Origin of the sequence: Streptomyces sp. LBL (genome assembly GCF_029893585.1) — a bacterium.
In the GTDB taxonomy this organism is placed as follows: Bacteria; Actinomycetota; Actinomycetes; order Streptomycetales; family Streptomycetaceae; genus Streptomyces.
In genome coordinates, this window is sequence record NZ_JARXYX010000048.1 from 46,406 (window position 1) to 62,797 (window position 16,392).

A 16,392-nucleotide genomic window follows, 5' to 3' on the forward strand; every position below is an offset into this window, starting at 1 on the left:
GGAGACGAAGCGGACATCCACAGGCCGATCCTCTTTGGTGCGGCGCCGACGCGGAACCCACCGGCCACCCCCCACCCGCGGTTCCCCGACAGCGCCCCTATCGTGACCGGCATGCAGTCCTACACAATCGGCCAGGCAGCACGGCTCCTCGGCGTGAGCCCCGACACCGCGCGCCGCTGGACGGACGCGGGCCGGGTGGCGACCCACCGCGACGACAGCGGCAGAAGGGTCGTCGACGGGCGGGACCTGGCCGCGTTCTCGGTGGCACTCGCCAAGGCCGGAAGCGACGAGGAGGACACACCGTACACCTCCGTCCGCAACGCCTTCCCCGGCATCGTCACGGCGATCAAGCTCGGCGATGTCGCCGCCCAGGTCGAGATCCAGGCCGGCCCACACCGGCTCGTCTCCCTCCTGACCCGCGAGGCCGTCGAGGACCTCGGTCTGGAGGTCGGCATGGAGGCCACGGCACGAGTGAAGTCGACGAACGTCCACATCGACCTGGCCTGACCGGCGCTCCCCGGAGACAGTCACTTCCACAGAGACGCACATGCGTGCCACATCGTGCGGGCCTCGACGCCCGTCTCGTCGTCGATCACGGCACCTTCCGCCTCGACGTCACCCTCACCGCCGCCCCCGGTGACGTCGTCGCCCTCCTCGGCCCGAACGGTGCAGGCAAGACCACCGCCCTGCGCGCCCTCGCCCCACTCACCGACGGCCGTCTATGCCTGGACGGCGCCGCGTTGGACCGTACGCCCCCCGAATCCCGCCCCGTGGGCGTCGTCTTCCAGGACTACCTGCTCTTCCCGCACCTGTCCGCCCTCGACAACCTGGCCTTCGGCCCGCGCTGCCACGGCGTGACCAAGGCGGCGGCCCGTGCACAGGCCGCCGAATGGCTGGACCGCATGGGCCTCACCGACCACGCCGGGACCAAGCCCCGCAAGCTCTCCGGCGGTCAGGCCCAGCGCGTCGCCCTCGCCCGCGCCCTGGCCACCCACCCCCGTCTGCTGCTCCTGGACGAGCCCCGCGCCGCTCTGGATGCCCGCACCCGCCTGGAGGTCCGCGCCCAACTCCGCCGCCATCTGGCCGAGTTCGAGGCCGTCGCCGTCCTGGTCACGCACGACCCACTGGACGCCATGGTGCTGGCCGACCGACTCGTCGTCATCGAGCACGGCCGGGTCGTCCAGCAGGGCGCCCCCGCCGACATCGCCCGCCATCCCCGTACGGACCACATCGCGCAACTGGTCGGGCTGAACCTCTACAAGGGCCAGGCCGAGGGTCACACGGTCCGCCTCGACGCAGGACCCGCCCTCACCACCACCGAGGACCTCGCCGGCCCGGTGTTCGTCGCGTTCCCACCGAGCGCCGTGACCCTCTACCGCGACCGGCCCACCGGCTCCAGCGCCCGCAACCTGTGGCGCCGCGAGGTGGCCGGTCTCAAGACCCACGGCGACCAGATCCGGGCGGACCTCACCGGCGAACTTCCCCTCGCCGCCGACCTCACCACGGTTGCCGCGGCCGAACTCGACCTGCACCCGGGCGCACCGGTCTGGGCGACCATCAAAGCGATGCAAACTCATGCATACCCGACATAAGACCCATCGACGGCTACGGTGGGGACCCCTGGCCCCTCGGACCCCTGGTCCCTCCCCCCTCTGCGAGGCCTCGCCGTGAGCCTGAGCATCCGCAACCAGCTCCCCGGTACCGTCACCGCCGTCGCCCCGGGCGAGGTGATGGCCACAGTCACGGTCCGCCTCGACGGCGGTCAGGACCTCACCGCCGCGATCACCCTGGAGGCAGTCGAGGAACTGGGCCTGGCCGCGGACTCACCCGTTCGCGCCCTGGTGAAGGCGACGGAGGTCTCCCTCGCCACCGCTCCGGTCGACGGGCTCTCCATCCGTAACCAACTGGCCGGCGTTGTCCAGGAGATCGCGACCGGCGGCGCCATGGCCTCCGTCAAGATCTCCGTCCAGGGTGCCGACCTCACCTCGGTGATCACCAGGGACGCCGCCACGGACCTCGCCCTCGCGGCAGGCACCCCGGTCGTCGCCCTGATCAAGTCGACCGAGGTCTCCCTGGCGACCGTCTGACACCTCAGACACACGGAAGGGCTCCACCGGCACACGACCGGACGGAGCCCTTCTCACTTACAACGTCTCAGCCCTCGTATACGACATGTCAGGGCTCGTATACGACAGGTCAATGCTCATCCATGACGTGTCAGCCCTCGTACGCGTCCAGCGGCGGGCAGGAGCAGACGAGGTTCCGGTCCCCGAAGGCCTGGTCGATCCGGCGCACCGGCGGCCAGTACTTGTCCGCCACGGACACACCGGCAGGGAAGACGGCCTCCTCGCGGGTGTACGTGTGTTCCCACTCGCCGCCCAGCGCGCCGGCGGTGTGCGGAGCGTTGCGCAGCGGGTTGTCGTCCGCGGGCCATTCACCCGAGCCGACCTTCTCGATCTCCGCGCGAATGGCGATCATGGCCTCGCAGAACCGGTCGAGTTCGGTCAGGTCCTCGGACTCGGTCGGCTCGATCATCAGCGTCCCGGCCACCGGGAACGACATCGTCGGCGCGTGGAACCCGTAGTCGATGAGCCGCTTGGCGACATCGTCGACACTCACCCCGGTCGCCTTCGTGAGCGGCCTCAGGTCGATGATGCATTCGTGCGCGACCAGCCCGCCGGGGCCGGTGTAGAGCACGGGGTAGTGCGGCTCGAGCCGCTTGGCGATGTAGTTGGCGCTCAGCACCGCCACCTGCGTGGCCCGCTTGAGTCCCTCACCGCCCATGAGCCGTACATACGCCCACGAGATCGGCAGTATGCCGGCGGATCCCCAGGGCGCGGCCGAGACGGGGCCGACACCGGTCTCCGGTCCGGCCGCGGGCTGCAGCGGGTGGTTGGGCAGATACGGCGCCAGGTGCGCGCGCACACCGACCGGGCCGACGCCCGGCCCGCCGCCGCCGTGCGGGATGCAGAAGGTCTTGTGCAGGTTCAGGTGCGAGACGTCACCGCCGAAGTGGCCCGGCTTGGCCAGCCCGACCAGCGCGTTGAGGTTGGCGCCGTCGACGTACACCTGCCCGCCCGCCTCGTGCACCTGCGCACAGATGTCGGCGACATGCTCCTCGAACACACCGTGCGTCGAGGGGTACGTGATCATCAGCACCGCCAGCTCGTCGCGGTACTCCTCGATCTTCGCCCGCAGGTCCTCGACGTCGATCTCACCGTCGTCGGCGGTCTTCACGACGACGACCTTCATCCCGGCCATCACGGCGCTGGCAGCATTGGTGCCGTGCGCGGACGACGGAATCAGACACACCGTCCGCTGCTCGTCCCCGTTGGCCCGGTGGTATCCGCGTACGGCCAGCAGTCCGGCCAGCTCGCCCTGCGAACCCGCGTTGGGCTGGAGCGAGACCTTGTCGTATCCGGTGACCTCGGCGAGACGTTCCTCCAGCTCCCGGATGAGCGTGAGGTAGCCCTGGGCCTGCTCGGCGGGCGCGAACGGGTGCAACTGCCCGAACTCGGGCCAGGTCACCGGCTCCATCTCGGTGGTCGCGTTGAGCTTCATGGTGCAGGAGCCCAGCGGGATCATGCCGCGGTCGAGCGCGTAGTCGCGGTCGGCGAGCCGGCGCAGGTAGCGCAGCATCGCGGTCTCGGAGCGGTGCTGGTGGAAGACGGGGTGCGTAAGGTAGTCGTCGGTGCGCGACAGCGCGGCCGGCAGGGAGTCCGCGGTGGCGGCGTCGAGCGCCTCGATGTCACCCTCGACCCCGAACGCGGCCCACACGGCAGCCAGCTGGGCCCGCGCGGTCGTCTCGTCACACGCGATCGACACCTGGTCGGCGTCCACGAGCCGCAGGTTGACACCGTTCTCGCGGGCCGCCGCGACGATCTGGGCGGCCTTCGCGGGCACCCGGGCGGTCAGTGTGTCGAAGTAGGAGCCGTGCACGACCTCGACCCCTCCGGCCATCAGCCCCGCGGCGAGGATCGTGGCGTACCGGTGGGTGCGCCGCGCGATGGTCTTCAGGCCCTCGGGCCCGTGGTACACCGCGTACATACCGGCCATCACCGCCAGCAGCACCTGCGCGGTGCAGATGTTACTGGTCGCCTTCTCCCGCCGAATGTGCTGCTCCCGCGTCTGCAGGGCGAGCCGGTAGGCCTTGTGCCCGTCGGCGTCCACAGAGACACCCACGAGCCGCCCGGGCAGGCTGCGCGCGAACTTCTCGCGCACGGCCAGGTATCCGGCGTGCGGTCCCCCGAACCCCATCGGCACACCGAACCGCTGGGTCGTCCCGACCGCGATGTCCGCCCCGAGCTCCCCCGGGGACCTCAGCAGCGTGAGCGCCAGCAGATCGGCGGCGACGGTCACGAGCGCGCCGAGCTCGTGGGCCTGGTCGATGAGGGGCTTGATGTCGCGTACGGCCCCGGAGGCGCCCGGGTACTGGATCAGCAAGCCGTTGATCTCACGTCCGGCGATCTCCGCCGGGATGCCGGCACTGAGGTCGGCGACGACCACCTCGACGCCGGTCGGCTCGGCACGCGTCTCGATCACGGCGACGGTCTGCGGCAGCGTGTCCGCGTCGACCAGGAAGAGACCCTTCTTGTTCCTGCCCATGCGCCGCGACAGCGCCAGGGCCTCTGCCGCCGCCGTACCCTCGTCGAGCAGCGAGGCACCGGAGGTGGGCAGCCCGGTGAGCTCGGCGACCATGGTCTGGAAGTTCAGCAGGGCCTCGAGCCGCCCCTGGGAGATCTCCGGCTGGTACGGCGTGTAGGCCGTGTACCAGGCCGGGTTCTCCATCACGTTCCGCAGGATGACGGGCGGCGTGAAGGTCCCGTAGTAACCGAGCCCGATCATGGAGTCGAGAACCTGGTTCCGGTCGGCCAGCGAACGCAGCTCGGCCAGCACCTCGGCCTCCGTACGCGCACCCGGCAGATCGAGCGCGTCGGCGTTCTTGATCACGTCCGGCACCGCGGCGGCGGTGAGCTCGTCCAGCGAGCCGTACCCGACCTGGGCGAGCATCTTCGCCCGCGCCTCCTGGTCGGGCCCGATGTGACGCTGCTCGAAGGGAATGCCCTGCTCGAGTTCGGAGAGCGGAATGCGATAGGCGGTCATACGGAGGCCTCCTGGTCTGACACGACCTTCGAGGGTCACCACGGCGCGGGTACCCGGACGGCCTCCCCCTCTGTCATCTCAACCTGAGAGCTTCACCGGGCCTCCCGAAGGTGCCCGGCTTTCACCGTCGGTGAGAGCGGAGGCCGTCGACGCCGTCGACACCCGCCCTGCTTTCCAGAGTGGCCTCGTCCGTGCGGTACGTGTGCCTGAGAGATTCCGGGGAGGATTTGCTCCTTCGGCGCCTCCGGGTGGTGTCCGGAGGACTCTCCCGCACGGGGTCAGCAGCCGGTAGCCAGCCTACCAGCGAGAGAGACGACCGGGCGTTCGAGTGGCCGCCTCCCTGATTGTGCTCTTTCGTAGTGCTTACGGATGAGTTGCGACCAAGTGGAGGGCCCGTGCGCACCGACATCGATCCGCGCAACCTGATCGGCCGCAAGGCGTTCGACCGCAACGGCACCAAGATCGGCACGATCGACGAGGTCTACCTCGACGACGCGACCGGCGTACCGGAATGGGCGGCCATACGCACCGGCCTCTTCTCCAGGGACGCCTTCGTCCCCCTGCAGCCCAGCGAACTGATCGAGGGCACCCTGCGCGTCCCCTTCGACCGCGCCCTCATCAAGGACGCCCCCGACTTCGGAGTGGGCCGCCACCTCTCCCCCGAACAGGAACTCCAGCTCTACCACCACTACGGTCTCGACATCTCCGCTCCGCCCCCGCTCCCGGACCGCGACTTCGGCAACCTGGCAGGCACGGACGACACCTGACAAGCAACGCACCGGACGCACCGGACGTCCCCGACGCCACACCCCCCAAGCCGCACCCGCCGACACCACCGAGCCCCCACAAGGACCACCCGGACCGACAACGAACCCAGCACGCAGGCCACGGAGGGGAACCCGGAACGCGGATAGGAACCCGGAGCGCGAAGGGGAACCCGTAACGCTCATGGCAACCCGGCGCCGCCCGAAGGCCGCGTGCCCAAGGCACCCGCCCCTGTCACGCCTGCGCCAAACTCCCCGGCACCAACGGCAACGGTTCCGCCACCTCCAAGTCAGGATCATCGGTCCGAAACGTCCGCACCCGCCCCGGGTCCGAGTCAGGCGTCTCGAACCGCACCGTCACCCGTCCGAGCCCACTCCCCTGCACCCATCCGTGCCCGTACCGGACATGCCGCACATCGTGCCCCGAGGGCCACCGCCGCTCGACCGGCGCCTCCGGCTCCGCCTCAATCGCGTCCTCGGCCTCCTCCACCGAACCGGCGTCCACCTGCTCCTCCGCGGCCTGCGCGAACAGGTCCTCCTGCGTGTAGTCGGCCAGCCCACTGACACCCACCCCGAGCAGCCGTACTCCCCCGGTCGTATCCACGGAGTCCAACAACCGCGCGGCTGCCTCCCGCACCACCGCCGGGTCGTCCGTGGGCCCTCGCAGGGTCTCGGACCGGGTCAGCGTGGAGAAGTCGTACCTCCGCACCTTCAGTACGATCGTCCGCCCCGACAGCCCCGCCCCACGCAACCGCCGCACACACCGGTCCGCCAGCCGTTGCACTTCGAGCCCCACCCGGGTCCGATCATGGATGTCGACGTCGTACGTGTCCTCCACCGACACCGACTTCGCCTCCCGCTCGGCCACCACGGGCCGCTCGTCGCGCGCCAGCGCCATGGCATACAACCCGTGCCCATGGGCCTTCCCGAGCAGCCGAACGAGTTCGTCCTCGCCCGCCCCGGCGATCTCCTCGACCGTGGTGATCCCGGCTCGCCGCAGATGGTCCCCCGTCGCCGGGCCCACCCCCGGCAGCGTCCGCACGGGCAACGGCCCCAGCATCGCCCGCTCGGTCCCCGGCTCGATCACCACCAGTCCGTCCGGCTTGGCCTGCTCCGAGCCGATCTTCGCGAGCATCTTGGAGGCGGCGAGCCCCACGGACCCCGTCAGTCCGGTCACGGCCCGTATGTCCCCCCGTAGCCTCACGCCGACGAGCCGCGCCGACTCCTCGTCCCCGGCCGCTCCGCCGGCCTCCAGGTCCACGAACGCCTCATCCAGACTCAACGGCTCCACCAGCGGCGACAGAGCCCGCAACAGGCCCATCACCTGCTCACTGATCGCCCGGTAGAACGCGAAGCGCGGCACGAGATACGCGGCGTTCGGTGCGAGCCGCCTCGCCTGGGCCATGGGCATCGCGGAATGCACCCCGAAGACCCGCGCCTCGTACGACGCCGTGGCCACCACCCCACGCGGCCCCAGCCCACCCACGACGACGGCCTTCCCGCGCAGGCTCGGCTTCGACGCCTGCTCCGCCGAGGCGAAGAAGGCGTCCATGTCGAGGTGCAGGATCGTCGGCGCGCTTCTCACATCTCCGATGCTGCCCTACGCCACTGACAATGCCCCGCCCGAAGAGCGGAGAGGCGCTCAGACCGCCCGGTTGCGCCGCCGCGCCAGCTCGTCCGTGGGATTGTGCCCGACGAGAGTCTCCCCCGTGTCTACCCGCTCCCCGTGCAGCTGCGAGAGGGCGCTCTCGACATCCCGCCACACCACACCGACGGCGATCCCGAAGACGCCCTGGCCGCCCTGGAGCAGCGCGTGGACCTCGTCGGGCGTGCTGCACTCGTAGACCGTGGCGCCGTCGCTCATCAGCGTCATGCGCTCCAGATCGCTGAAGCCGCGCTCCCGCAGGTGCTGGACCGCGGCGCGGATGTTCTGCAGCGACACACCGGTGTCGAGGAAGCGCTTGACGATCTTCAGGATGACGACGTCCCGGAAGCTGTACAGACGCTGTGTCCCGGAGCCGTAGGCGGGCCGCACACTCGGCTCGACGAGGCCGGTGCGGGCCCAGTAGTCCAGTTGCCGGTAGGTGATACCGGCGGCTGCGCAGGCCGTCGGACCGCGGTAGCCGATCTGCTCGGACGCCATGGACGTCGCCCCTCCGCTGCTCGGCACGGCCGTCGGTCGCTGCGGAGCGTGATCGGCCGCGTTGCTGTGAAGCGGGTACGGACCGCTCTCCCCGAAACCGCGTCCGGGGGCACCCCCAGCCGTACCGTCGCCGCTGATTCTCACGCCGACCTCCGTCCTTGACCTGCCTCCTCGAAGGTAGGCAGTCACCAGGGGTGCGTCAACGATCGCCACACTCGCCACGCCGAGTGATAATCACCCTAAGAGTGGTTTCCCGTGCCCCACCGCGGGGAAAGGCTAGCCGAATGCGCCCGGGGCGGACCGCAGGGCGCTCTCCCGGACCGTTGGCACAAGCCGGCACGTGAGGCGTCAACGGACGAGAACGGCCCGGCGAGGACTGTTCCTCACCGGGCCGCCATGAGTCTCACTGACTGCTGGTGCCGAAGTCCTCGGGCGAGATCTGGTCGAGGAACTCGCGGAACTTCTCCACCTCGTCCTCCTGCTCGTCCGGGATCGCGATACCCGCATCGTCGAGCACACCGTCGCTGCCGTAGATCGGCGTTCCGGTGCGCAGGGCCAGCGCTATGGCGTCGGACGGACGAGCACTCACCTCCACCCCGCTGGCGAAGACCAGCTCCGCGTAGAAGACGCCCTCACGCAGCTCCGTGATGCGCACTTCACTGAGTTCCTGACCGACGGCCTCCAGCACGTCCTTGAACAGGTCGTGGGTCAGCGGTCGTGCGGGGGCCATGCCCTGCTGGGCGAAGGCGATCGCCGTAGCCTCCCCAGGCCCGATCCAGATGGGGAGGTAGCGGTCGCCTCCCACTTCACGCAGGAGCACGATCGGTTGGTTGGAGGGCATTTCGACCCGGACACCTACGACATCGAGCTCGTTCACACAGCAACCCTAGGCCGTGCCCGGGACGTTTGGGTAGTCGGGCAGGAAACGGGGGGCCGATCCGGCCTCCGCGGACCGGCCCGATCCGGGACAGGCGCAGGCGCGTCTCAGGGAAGCCGCACCCCGAGAGCCGTCTGCACCAGCGCCGCATGCAGTTTCACCGCCAGTGAGGCCAGTTCCTTCGTACGGGCTTCGGCATGCGCCCTGGTCTGCGGGTTGCGGTGGCGCCTGAGCGGGGCCACGACCTGGTCCACCAGACCGGCCTCACGATCGGCGGCGGCCTTCATCACCCGCAGATGCCGCGGCTCGATCCCGAACCGCCCCAGCTCGGCGACGAGGGAGGCCACCGTCACGGTCTCGACGTCATAGGCCCCGTCCGGCATTGGAGCGATGAGCCCGTACGACTCCCACTCCTGCAGCTCCTCCTCACCGATCTCCGCGGCGGCCAGCAGCTCGGATCGCCCGATCCGAGCCACCGTGGGCCCTTCGACGGCCTCCGGCGCGGCCCCTCCGTCCCCATGACGACCCAGGACCGGCAGTTGTACGGCCTCGCCGCGCTCCATGGCCTCCAGGTGCTCACGGATCACCTTGAGCGGCAGATAGTGGTCCCTCTGCATCCTCAGGACGTGCCCCAGGCGCTCCACGTCATGGGCGCTGAACTTGCGATACCCGGAGGGGGTCCGCTGCGGCTCGATGAGCCCCTCCGACTCCAGGAAACGGATCTTGGAGATGGTGACTTCGGGAAACTCGTCGCGCAGCACGGTCAGCACCGTGCCGATGCTCATCAGACCACCGTCCGCGGCGGCGGTGCCGTGTCCGGCACCGCCCCTCGGTGTTTGAAGCATGGACCTTCCCTCGGGGTCCCCCCGGACGACGTCCGGAGGAGGCTCAGTAGCCCCGCTGGCTCGCGTAGAAGACCAGGCGGTACTTGCCGATCTGTACCTCGTCGCCGTTGTTCAGAGCGACCTGGTCGATCCGCTCACGGTTGACGTACGTGCCGTTCAGGCTGCCCACGTCGGCGACCGTGAACGAGCCGTCCTGACCGCGACGGAACTCCACGTGTCGGCGGGAGACCGTCACGTCGTCGAGGAAGATGTCGCTCTGCGGGTGACGCCCGGCCGTGGTCAGGTCGCCGTCCAGCAGGAAGCGGCTGCCCGAGTTCGGACCGCGGCGCACCACCAGGAGCGCGGAGCCGAGCGGCAGTGCGTCGACGGCAGCCTGCGCCTCCGGGGAGAGCATCGGCATCTGCGTCTGACCGGTGGCCTCGGCATCGTAGGCCTCAAGGCCCGAGATGGAGATCGTGGACGTGGTCTCGGACGGACGCTCCGGTGCGGCCCCAGCCCGCAGCGGGGCACCGCAATTGGAGCAGAAGCGGCTGTTCTCCGCGTTGCGGTTACCGCACCTCGAACACACCAGGGCCGACATGGACGGATCCTCCTGCCGCGGCTGCCCCCCGGGGGCATGGGAAGCGTACGGGTCGACGGAAAACCCTCCACTCGTACCTGAGGTTGACGGTTGCCCGAAACCTATGGCGCCGGCCTGGGCAGGGTCAACAGACGCCGCGCCCTGACCTCCGGAAGCGTCACCGCCCGGACCACCGACCTGGTCCCGGAACAGCGGACGCTGGCCCTCCGCGTCAGGCTGTGCGCGATGACGGGCGGTCGCATTGTCGCTGCCCTCTCGCGCGCTCTTGCCGAACAACTTCGCAAACAACTTCACGGGCGATTCCCCTTGACCGAAACAGACCCGCCCGTGGGGCAGGACGAACCCTGATTGAACACACCGGTCGACCCGGACACCCTCACAACGTCCGTAACCACCAGACAGTTTCCACCACGCACCACCCATTCGGTGCGCCGACCCCCCGCAACCTCATGCCCTGGCAGGACGTCGCCCATGCACCCCCTGTTCACTGCGCGGACGACCGAGCGTAGTCAGGCCGCTTCGCCGCTCGCAAGGCGTCCACGACGATCTTGCCCGACCGCTCGACGGTCACGGTGGCCTGCTCCTTCTCAAGAGTCTGCACCACGCCTCCAGGAATGTTGAGCGCCGGTTCAAGGTCCTGCGGCTTGCCGATGACCTTGAAACGAAAAGGAGCGTTGATCTTGTTCCCGTCGACGTTCACACCCTTCCCGGAGTCCGTCAGGTAGGTCCCCGCCACGACCCGCACGCCGTTCACCTGGATCGCCTCCGCGCCGGCCGCGCGCAGTTCCTGGATCGCGTCGAGCAGCATGTCCGCCTTTACCGTCCCTTTCGTGTCGTCGATGGTCATCGTGATGCCGGGCCCTTGCGCGGCCACGGTGCCCGCGAGGATCCCGAGCTGCCTCTCCTTCTCGATCGTCTGCTTGCGGGCCTCCTCTGCCTGGTCGGAGCTGTTCTCCAGCTCGTCCCGCTGCTTTTCGAGGCCCTGCTTCTCGTCGTCAAGACGCTGAGTACGGTCGTCCAGTTCATCAAGGATGCGCACAAGATCCTCCTGGCGGGCACCCCGTAGCGCGCTGTCGTTGTCGCTGGTCGACGCCACCTGCACGGCGAGGCCGAAACCCAGACCGAACAGCAGCACCGCGACGATCAGTTGGGCCCGGGTCACCCGCGGCGGCCACAGCCCCTTCACCAGCCGCTGCCGGCCGGTCAGCTGCGGCTGCTCCTGTGCGGCGTCCCCGCCCCGAGGCGGTGCCCCGGCGGGTGCCTCCTCGGGCAGCTCCTTCCGGAGCCGGTTGTCGGGCGTCTCGTCCTGATTGCTCATCCGCCTCACGCCCGGAAGACGTGCCTGCGGATCGCCGCGGCGTTGGAGAAGATACGGATCCCCAGGACGACGACGACACCGGTCGACAACTGGGCGCCCACACCCAGCTTGTCGCCCAGGAACACGATCAGCGCGGCCACGACCACGTTCGACAAGAACGACACGACGAAGACCTTGTCGTCGAAGATGCCGTCGAGCATGGCCCGCAGACCTCCGAAGACGGCATCCAGTGCCGCCACGACGGCGATCGGCAGATACGGCTCGACGACCGCCGGAACCTCGGGCCGGACCAACAGGCCGGCCACGACTCCCACGACGAGGCCCAGTACGGCGATCACGATGTGCCCTTCTCAGTTCTCGGCTGTGCTGTACGTACGATCACACTTGGCGCGGCGGGCAGCCGGAGGCCCCCCTCCACGGAGATGGCGGTCCGGATGCCGAAGTTCTCCTGCAGGGCGTGCAGATACAGCCCGTCCGCACTGTTCTGGAACCTGGTGCTCAGCCGCTTGCCGTCCCCGACGGCAAGCACCGTATACGGCGGCACGAGTGGCTTGTTGTCGACCAGTATCGCCTCACCCGCGGCACGGATCGCCGACAGGGCCGTCAACCGCTGCCCGTTGACGGACACGGCCTCGGCGCCCGACGCCCACAGCCCGTTGACCACGCGCTGCATGTCGCGGTCGCGCACCCGCCCGGTGTCGGAGAACCCCGCGGTCTCCCGCGGATCGCCGTCGCCGCCGGTGCTGGCTTCCTTGGCGTCGTCCACAACCAGTTTCACCCCGGGGCCACGCACCTCGGTGGCGCCCGACAGAAGGCCCATGAGCTCGGCCTGATCACCGTCGCCGCTCTTCAGGGCCTCGCGCTGCCGGGTGCTCACGTCGTCGCGCAGTGCGTCGACGCTGCTCTCGAGCTTGTCCGCGGCCTCGGTCTCCCGGTCGATGCGGTCGATCAGTTCCTCGCGCTCCTTGGCGACGACGGGGGCCGCCACCCGCGCCTGCGCCGCCCCGACGGTCACCACGAGTGCCGCGAGCACCAGGCCGGCGGCCAGACCGAGCTTCGCCCGGAGCGTCTTGGGCAGGCCGCCCGCGCCTTCGGCCTTCTTCCGGGCGGCGGCCTCGGCGTACCCGTCGTCGAGGCTGTGGTCCATGACGTTGGTGAGCAGCGACATGGACGCGTCCGGACGCGGCGCGCGCGTGGGGGTGCTCCGAACGGGGGGCGGCTGCGGCATGCCGCACATCGTCGCACGCCGCGACCACTGCCTCCGAATGGCCCCACCGGCGTGCCGGACAGGCCCCCTTGGGGGCACTTGTCCGGCACGCGCGCGCGGCAGGCGATTCAGCGCCCGGCGCTGTCCACGACCGCCGACCACTCGTCGAGCAGGGCCTGCGCGGAGGCGTCGTCCGGCCCTTCGGCCCACAGATGCGTGACCGCTTCGGCCGGGTCGGGCAGCACCATCACCCAACGACCGTCGGTCTCCACGACCCGTACGCCGTCGGTGGTGTCCACGAACCGGTCGCCGGCCGCCTCCACGACCCGCCGCATCACGAGCCCCTTGACGGCCCAGGGAGTCGCCAGATCCCGCTTGAGGACGTGCGCCCGCGGAATCCGCGCGTCGATCTGGCTCAGCGTCAACTGCGTCCGCGCCACCAGTCCGATCAGCCGTACGAAGGCCGCCGTACCGTCGAAGACACTGCTGAACTCGGGGACGATGAAGCCACCCTTGCCGTCCCCGCCGAAGATCGCCGACTCGTCGCCTCCCACGCGGGTCAGATCGTCGGGAGAGGTCGTCGTCCACTCGACCTGGGTCCCGTGGTACGCCGCGACCTGCTCGGCGATCCTCGTGGTGGTCACCGGCAGCGCCACACGGCCGCTGCGCCGTTCCGCGGCCACCAGGTCGAGCATGACGAGCAGGGCCCGGTCGTCCTCGATGATGCGGCCCTTCTCGTCCACCAGGGACAGCCGCTCGCCGACGGGGTCGAAGCGCACCCCGAACGCGGCCCGCGAGGACGCCACGATCTCACCGAGCCGCACCAGCCCCGACCGACGCATGTCGGCCGTCTCCGTCGGCCTGGACTCGTCCAGGCCCGGATTGATGGTCAGCGAGTCCACCCTGAGCTTGCCGAGCAGGCTGGGCAGCACGAGCCCGGCGCTGCCGTTCGAGGCATCGACAACGACCTTGAGACCGGACTCGGAGATACCCGTCGTGTCGACGTTCCTCAGCAGCGATCCGGTGTACGAGTCGAAGACGCTCGCCGGGAAATGCAGGTCACCGATCTCACCGGGGAACGCACGCCGGTACTCCTGCCGCGCGAACACCCGGTCCAGCTTCCGCTGACTGCCCTGCGACAGATCGGCGCCGTTCCCGTCGAAGAACATGATGTCCACGGAGTCCGGCACGCCGGGCGTGGTCCGGATCATGATCCCGCCGGCACTACCCCGCCCGGTCTGCTGCCGGGCAACGGGCAGCGGTACGTTCTCCAGGTCGCGTACGTCGATGGCGCTGGTCTGCAGGGCGGAGATGACCGCCCGCTTGAGCGCACGGGCACCACGGGAGTGGTCCCGGGCCGTGGTGACGGTCGAGCCCTTCTTGAGGGTGGTGGCGTAGGCGCCGGCAAGGCGTACGGCCAACTCCGGCGTGATCTCCACGTTCAGGATTCCGGAGACACCCCGCGCGCCGAACAGATGCGCCTGTCCCCTGGACTCCCAGATCACCGAGGTGTTGACGAACGCACCTGCCTCGATGGTCTTGAACGGGTAGACTCTGACGTTCCCCTGCACGATCGATTCTTCACCGATCAGGCACTCGTCGCCGATGACCGCGCCGTCCTCGATCCGGGCCGCACGCATGATGTCGGTGTTCTTTCCTACGACACAGCCTCGCAGATTGCTGTGCTGCCCCACATACACGTTGTCGTGGACCACGGCCTTGTGCAGAAAGGCCCCGCTCTTCACGACCACGTTCGATCCTACGACGCTGTGCTCACGGATTTCCGCGCCGGCCTCGACCTTGGCGTAGTCGCCGATGTACAGGGGCCCACGGAGTTCGGCATCGGGATGCACCTCGGCACCCTCCGCCACCCACACGCCCGGAGAGATCTCGAAACCGTCGATCTCGACGTCGACCTTGCCCTCCAGGACATCGGCCTGCGCCTTCACATAGCTCTCGTGGGTACCGACGTCCTCCCAGTAGCCCTCGGCGATATAGCCGTAGACCGGCTTGCCCTCCTTCATCAGCTGTGGGAAGACATCGCCGGACCAGTCGACGGACACATCGGCCTCGACATAGTCGAAGACCTCGGGCTCCATCACGTAGATGCCGGTGTTCACCGTGTCCGAGAACACCTGGCCCCAGGTCGGCTTCTCGAGGAAGCGCTCGACCTTTCCCTCTTCGTCGACGATGGTGATTCCGAATTCGAGGGGGTTCGGCACACGTGTCAGGCAGACCGTGACCAACGCACCCTTTTCCTTGTGGAAATTGATGAGTTCGGTGAGGTCGAAGTCGGTCAGGGCATCACCGGAGATAACGAGGAAAGCATCGTCCTTCAGCGCCTCTTCGGCGTTCTTGACGCTTCCCGCGGTACCGAGTGGCTTCTCCTCATTGGCATAGGTGAGCTCCATCCCGAGCTCCTCACCGTCACCGAAGTAGTTCTTGACCAGTGAGGCCAGGAACTGGACAGTAACGACGGTCTCGTTGAGCCCATGCCTTTTGAGCAGCCGCAGAACGTGCTCCATGATCGGCCGGTTGACCACCGGCAGGAGCGGCTTGGGCATGCTTGAGGTCATGGGGCGCAGGCGTGTGCCTTCGCCTCCGGCCATCACGACGGCCTTCATGTCGGAAGCGTCCTCCTCGATAAGAGATGACGGTCTAGCCGACTTCATCCGTCCAGATTGTCCCGCACTTTTCGGTCGCGGGCCAACGGGCCGATACAGCCGCGGCAATGGGCGAGTTCAGTCGGCCATGGCGTCCGCACGAACCAGGCGGCGGACTTGTACCACATAGAGGACTCCTGCCCACCAGTACAGGGTTGTACCCCATCCGGCGAACGCCCATCCGAAAATAGCAGCGAGTGACGAGATCCATCCACTTGCGTCACTGAGCAGGAGCAGCGGGAAAGCATACATCAGGTTGAACGTCGCTGCCTTGCCCAGGAAGTTCACCTGCGGCGGCGGATAGCCGTGTCGCCTGAGGATCCCCACCATCACCAGCAGCACCAACTCCCGGGCCAGAAGTGCAGCGGTCAACCAGAGTGGCAGAATCTCGCGCCAGGTCAGACCGACCAAAGTCGTGAGAATGTAGAGCCGGTCAGCCGCGGGGTCCAGGAGCCGGCCGAGGCTGCTGATCTGGTTCCAGCGGCGGGCGAGCTTGCCGTCCAGGTAGTCGCTGATGCCGCTCAGGGCCAGCACCAGAAACGCCCAGTAGTCACTCTTGGGGCCACCAAGCTCAGGCCTGAGGACGAGCCACAGGAAGAGCGGCACGCCGGCGAGCCGCGCCATGCTGAGGATGTTGGGGATGGTGAGGACCCGGTCTGTCTGGACGCGGGTCTCCTGGACCTCCACCCGGGGGCCTCCTGTGGGAAACGGGCCGACGATGCCCCCTGACCTTACCTCAACACAAAAAAGCTCTGGCTCTTGGGCTTGTCTGCCCAAGAGCCAGAGCTCTAAAAGGAGTTCGGCGGCGTCCTACTCTCCCACAGGGTCCCCCCTGCAGTACCATCGGCGCTGTAAGGCTTAGCTTCCGGGTTCGAAATGTAACCGGGCGTTT

The 16,392-nt window shown here is 68.7% G+C and carries 15 protein-coding genes, 1 rRNA gene and 1 riboswitch; of the genes, 4 read left to right on the forward strand and 12 right to left on the reverse strand.

Features of this window, described 5'->3' with window-relative positions:
* Nucleotides 1-111 precede the first annotated feature (111 nt).
* From M2271_RS38765 to M2271_RS38775, 3 genes are all read left to right on the forward strand, one after another.
* Entirely contained in the window at nt 112-507 is a 396-nt protein-coding gene (locus M2271_RS38765) for a helix-turn-helix transcriptional regulator (RefSeq protein WP_280892160.1), read from the forward strand.
* Between the two features lie 44 nt (nt 508-551).
* Nucleotides 552-1,592, forward strand: coding sequence for an ABC transporter ATP-binding protein (locus tag M2271_RS38770; RefSeq protein ID WP_280892161.1), 1,041 nt, complete (start codon nt 552-554; stop codon nt 1,590-1,592).
* A gap of 75 nt (nt 1,593-1,667) precedes the next feature.
* The gene (locus M2271_RS38775; RefSeq protein ID WP_280892162.1) at nt 1,668-2,087 is read left to right on the forward strand and encodes a TOBE domain-containing protein; all 420 of its coding nucleotides are present in this window, start codon (nt 1,668-1,670) and stop codon (nt 2,085-2,087) included.
* Between the two features lie 130 nt (nt 2,088-2,217).
* Here the strand turns inward: M2271_RS38775 and gcvP are convergent, their stop codons facing one another.
* On the reverse strand, nt 2,218-5,103 hold the full coding sequence (gcvP, locus tag M2271_RS38780) for an aminomethyl-transferring glycine dehydrogenase (protein WP_280892163.1): 2,886 nt from the start codon (nt 5,101-5,103) through the stop codon (nt 2,218-2,220).
* A gap of 184 nt (nt 5,104-5,287) precedes the next feature.
* Nucleotides 5,288-5,384, reverse strand: a riboswitch (glycine riboswitch).
* Nucleotides 5,385-5,498: 114 nt separating this feature from the next.
* On the opposite strand from gcvP, the gene M2271_RS38785 reads away from it, so the two are divergent.
* Nucleotides 5,499-5,870, forward strand: a complete 372-nt coding sequence (locus tag M2271_RS38785) for a PRC-barrel domain-containing protein (protein WP_280892164.1) — start codon at nt 5,499-5,501, stop codon at nt 5,868-5,870.
* Between the two features lie 232 nt (nt 5,871-6,102).
* Here the strand turns inward: M2271_RS38785 and M2271_RS38790 are convergent, their stop codons facing one another.
* The 11 genes from M2271_RS38790 to rrf form a co-directional block, all read right to left on the reverse strand.
* Entirely contained in the window at nt 6,103-7,452 is a 1,350-nt protein-coding gene (locus tag M2271_RS38790; RefSeq protein ID WP_280892165.1) for a DNA polymerase IV, read from the reverse strand.
* A 57-nt stretch (nt 7,453-7,509) separates the two neighbouring features.
* Nucleotides 7,510-8,154 (reverse strand): MerR family transcriptional regulator, encoded by a 645-nt coding sequence (locus tag M2271_RS38795; RefSeq protein ID WP_280892166.1) that lies wholly within the window; start codon nt 8,152-8,154, stop codon nt 7,510-7,512.
* Nucleotides 8,155-8,413: 259 nt separating this feature from the next.
* The gene (locus M2271_RS38800; protein ID WP_280892167.1) at nt 8,414-8,887 is read right to left on the reverse strand and encodes a bifunctional nuclease family protein; all 474 of its coding nucleotides are present in this window, start codon (nt 8,885-8,887) and stop codon (nt 8,414-8,416) included.
* A 107-nt stretch (nt 8,888-8,994) separates the two neighbouring features.
* A complete protein-coding gene (locus M2271_RS38805) occupies nt 8,995-9,732 on the reverse strand; it encodes a MerR family transcriptional regulator (RefSeq protein WP_280892168.1) in 738 nt (245 codons plus the stop codon).
* A gap of 43 nt (nt 9,733-9,775) precedes the next feature.
* Nucleotides 9,776-10,735, reverse strand: coding sequence for an FHA domain-containing protein (locus M2271_RS38810; RefSeq protein ID WP_280892169.1), 960 nt, complete (start codon nt 10,733-10,735; stop codon nt 9,776-9,778).
* Nucleotides 10,736-10,796: 61 nt separating this feature from the next.
* Nucleotides 10,797-11,630, reverse strand: coding sequence for a DUF881 domain-containing protein (locus M2271_RS38815; protein WP_280892170.1), 834 nt, complete (start codon nt 11,628-11,630; stop codon nt 10,797-10,799).
* 5 nt (nt 11,631-11,635) lie between these two features.
* The gene (locus tag M2271_RS38820) at nt 11,636-11,968 is read right to left on the reverse strand and encodes a small basic family protein (protein ID WP_003988855.1); all 333 of its coding nucleotides are present in this window, start codon (nt 11,966-11,968) and stop codon (nt 11,636-11,638) included.
* Nucleotides 11,965-12,867, reverse strand: a complete 903-nt coding sequence (locus M2271_RS38825; protein WP_280892171.1) for a DUF881 domain-containing protein — start codon at nt 12,865-12,867, stop codon at nt 11,965-11,967. The genes M2271_RS38820 and M2271_RS38825 overlap by 4 nt, the downstream gene beginning before the upstream one ends.
* A gap of 98 nt (nt 12,868-12,965) precedes the next feature.
* On the reverse strand, nt 12,966-15,461 hold the full coding sequence (locus tag M2271_RS38830; RefSeq protein WP_280892172.1) for a mannose-1-phosphate guanyltransferase: 2,496 nt from the start codon (nt 15,459-15,461) through the stop codon (nt 12,966-12,968).
* Between the two features lie 117 nt (nt 15,462-15,578).
* The gene (locus M2271_RS38835; RefSeq protein ID WP_280892173.1) at nt 15,579-16,187 is read right to left on the reverse strand and encodes a CDP-alcohol phosphatidyltransferase family protein; all 609 of its coding nucleotides are present in this window, start codon (nt 16,185-16,187) and stop codon (nt 15,579-15,581) included.
* A 110-nt stretch (nt 16,188-16,297) separates the two neighbouring features.
* Nucleotides 16,298-16,392 (reverse strand): 5S ribosomal RNA (gene rrf / locus M2271_RS38840); the annotation flags it as partial.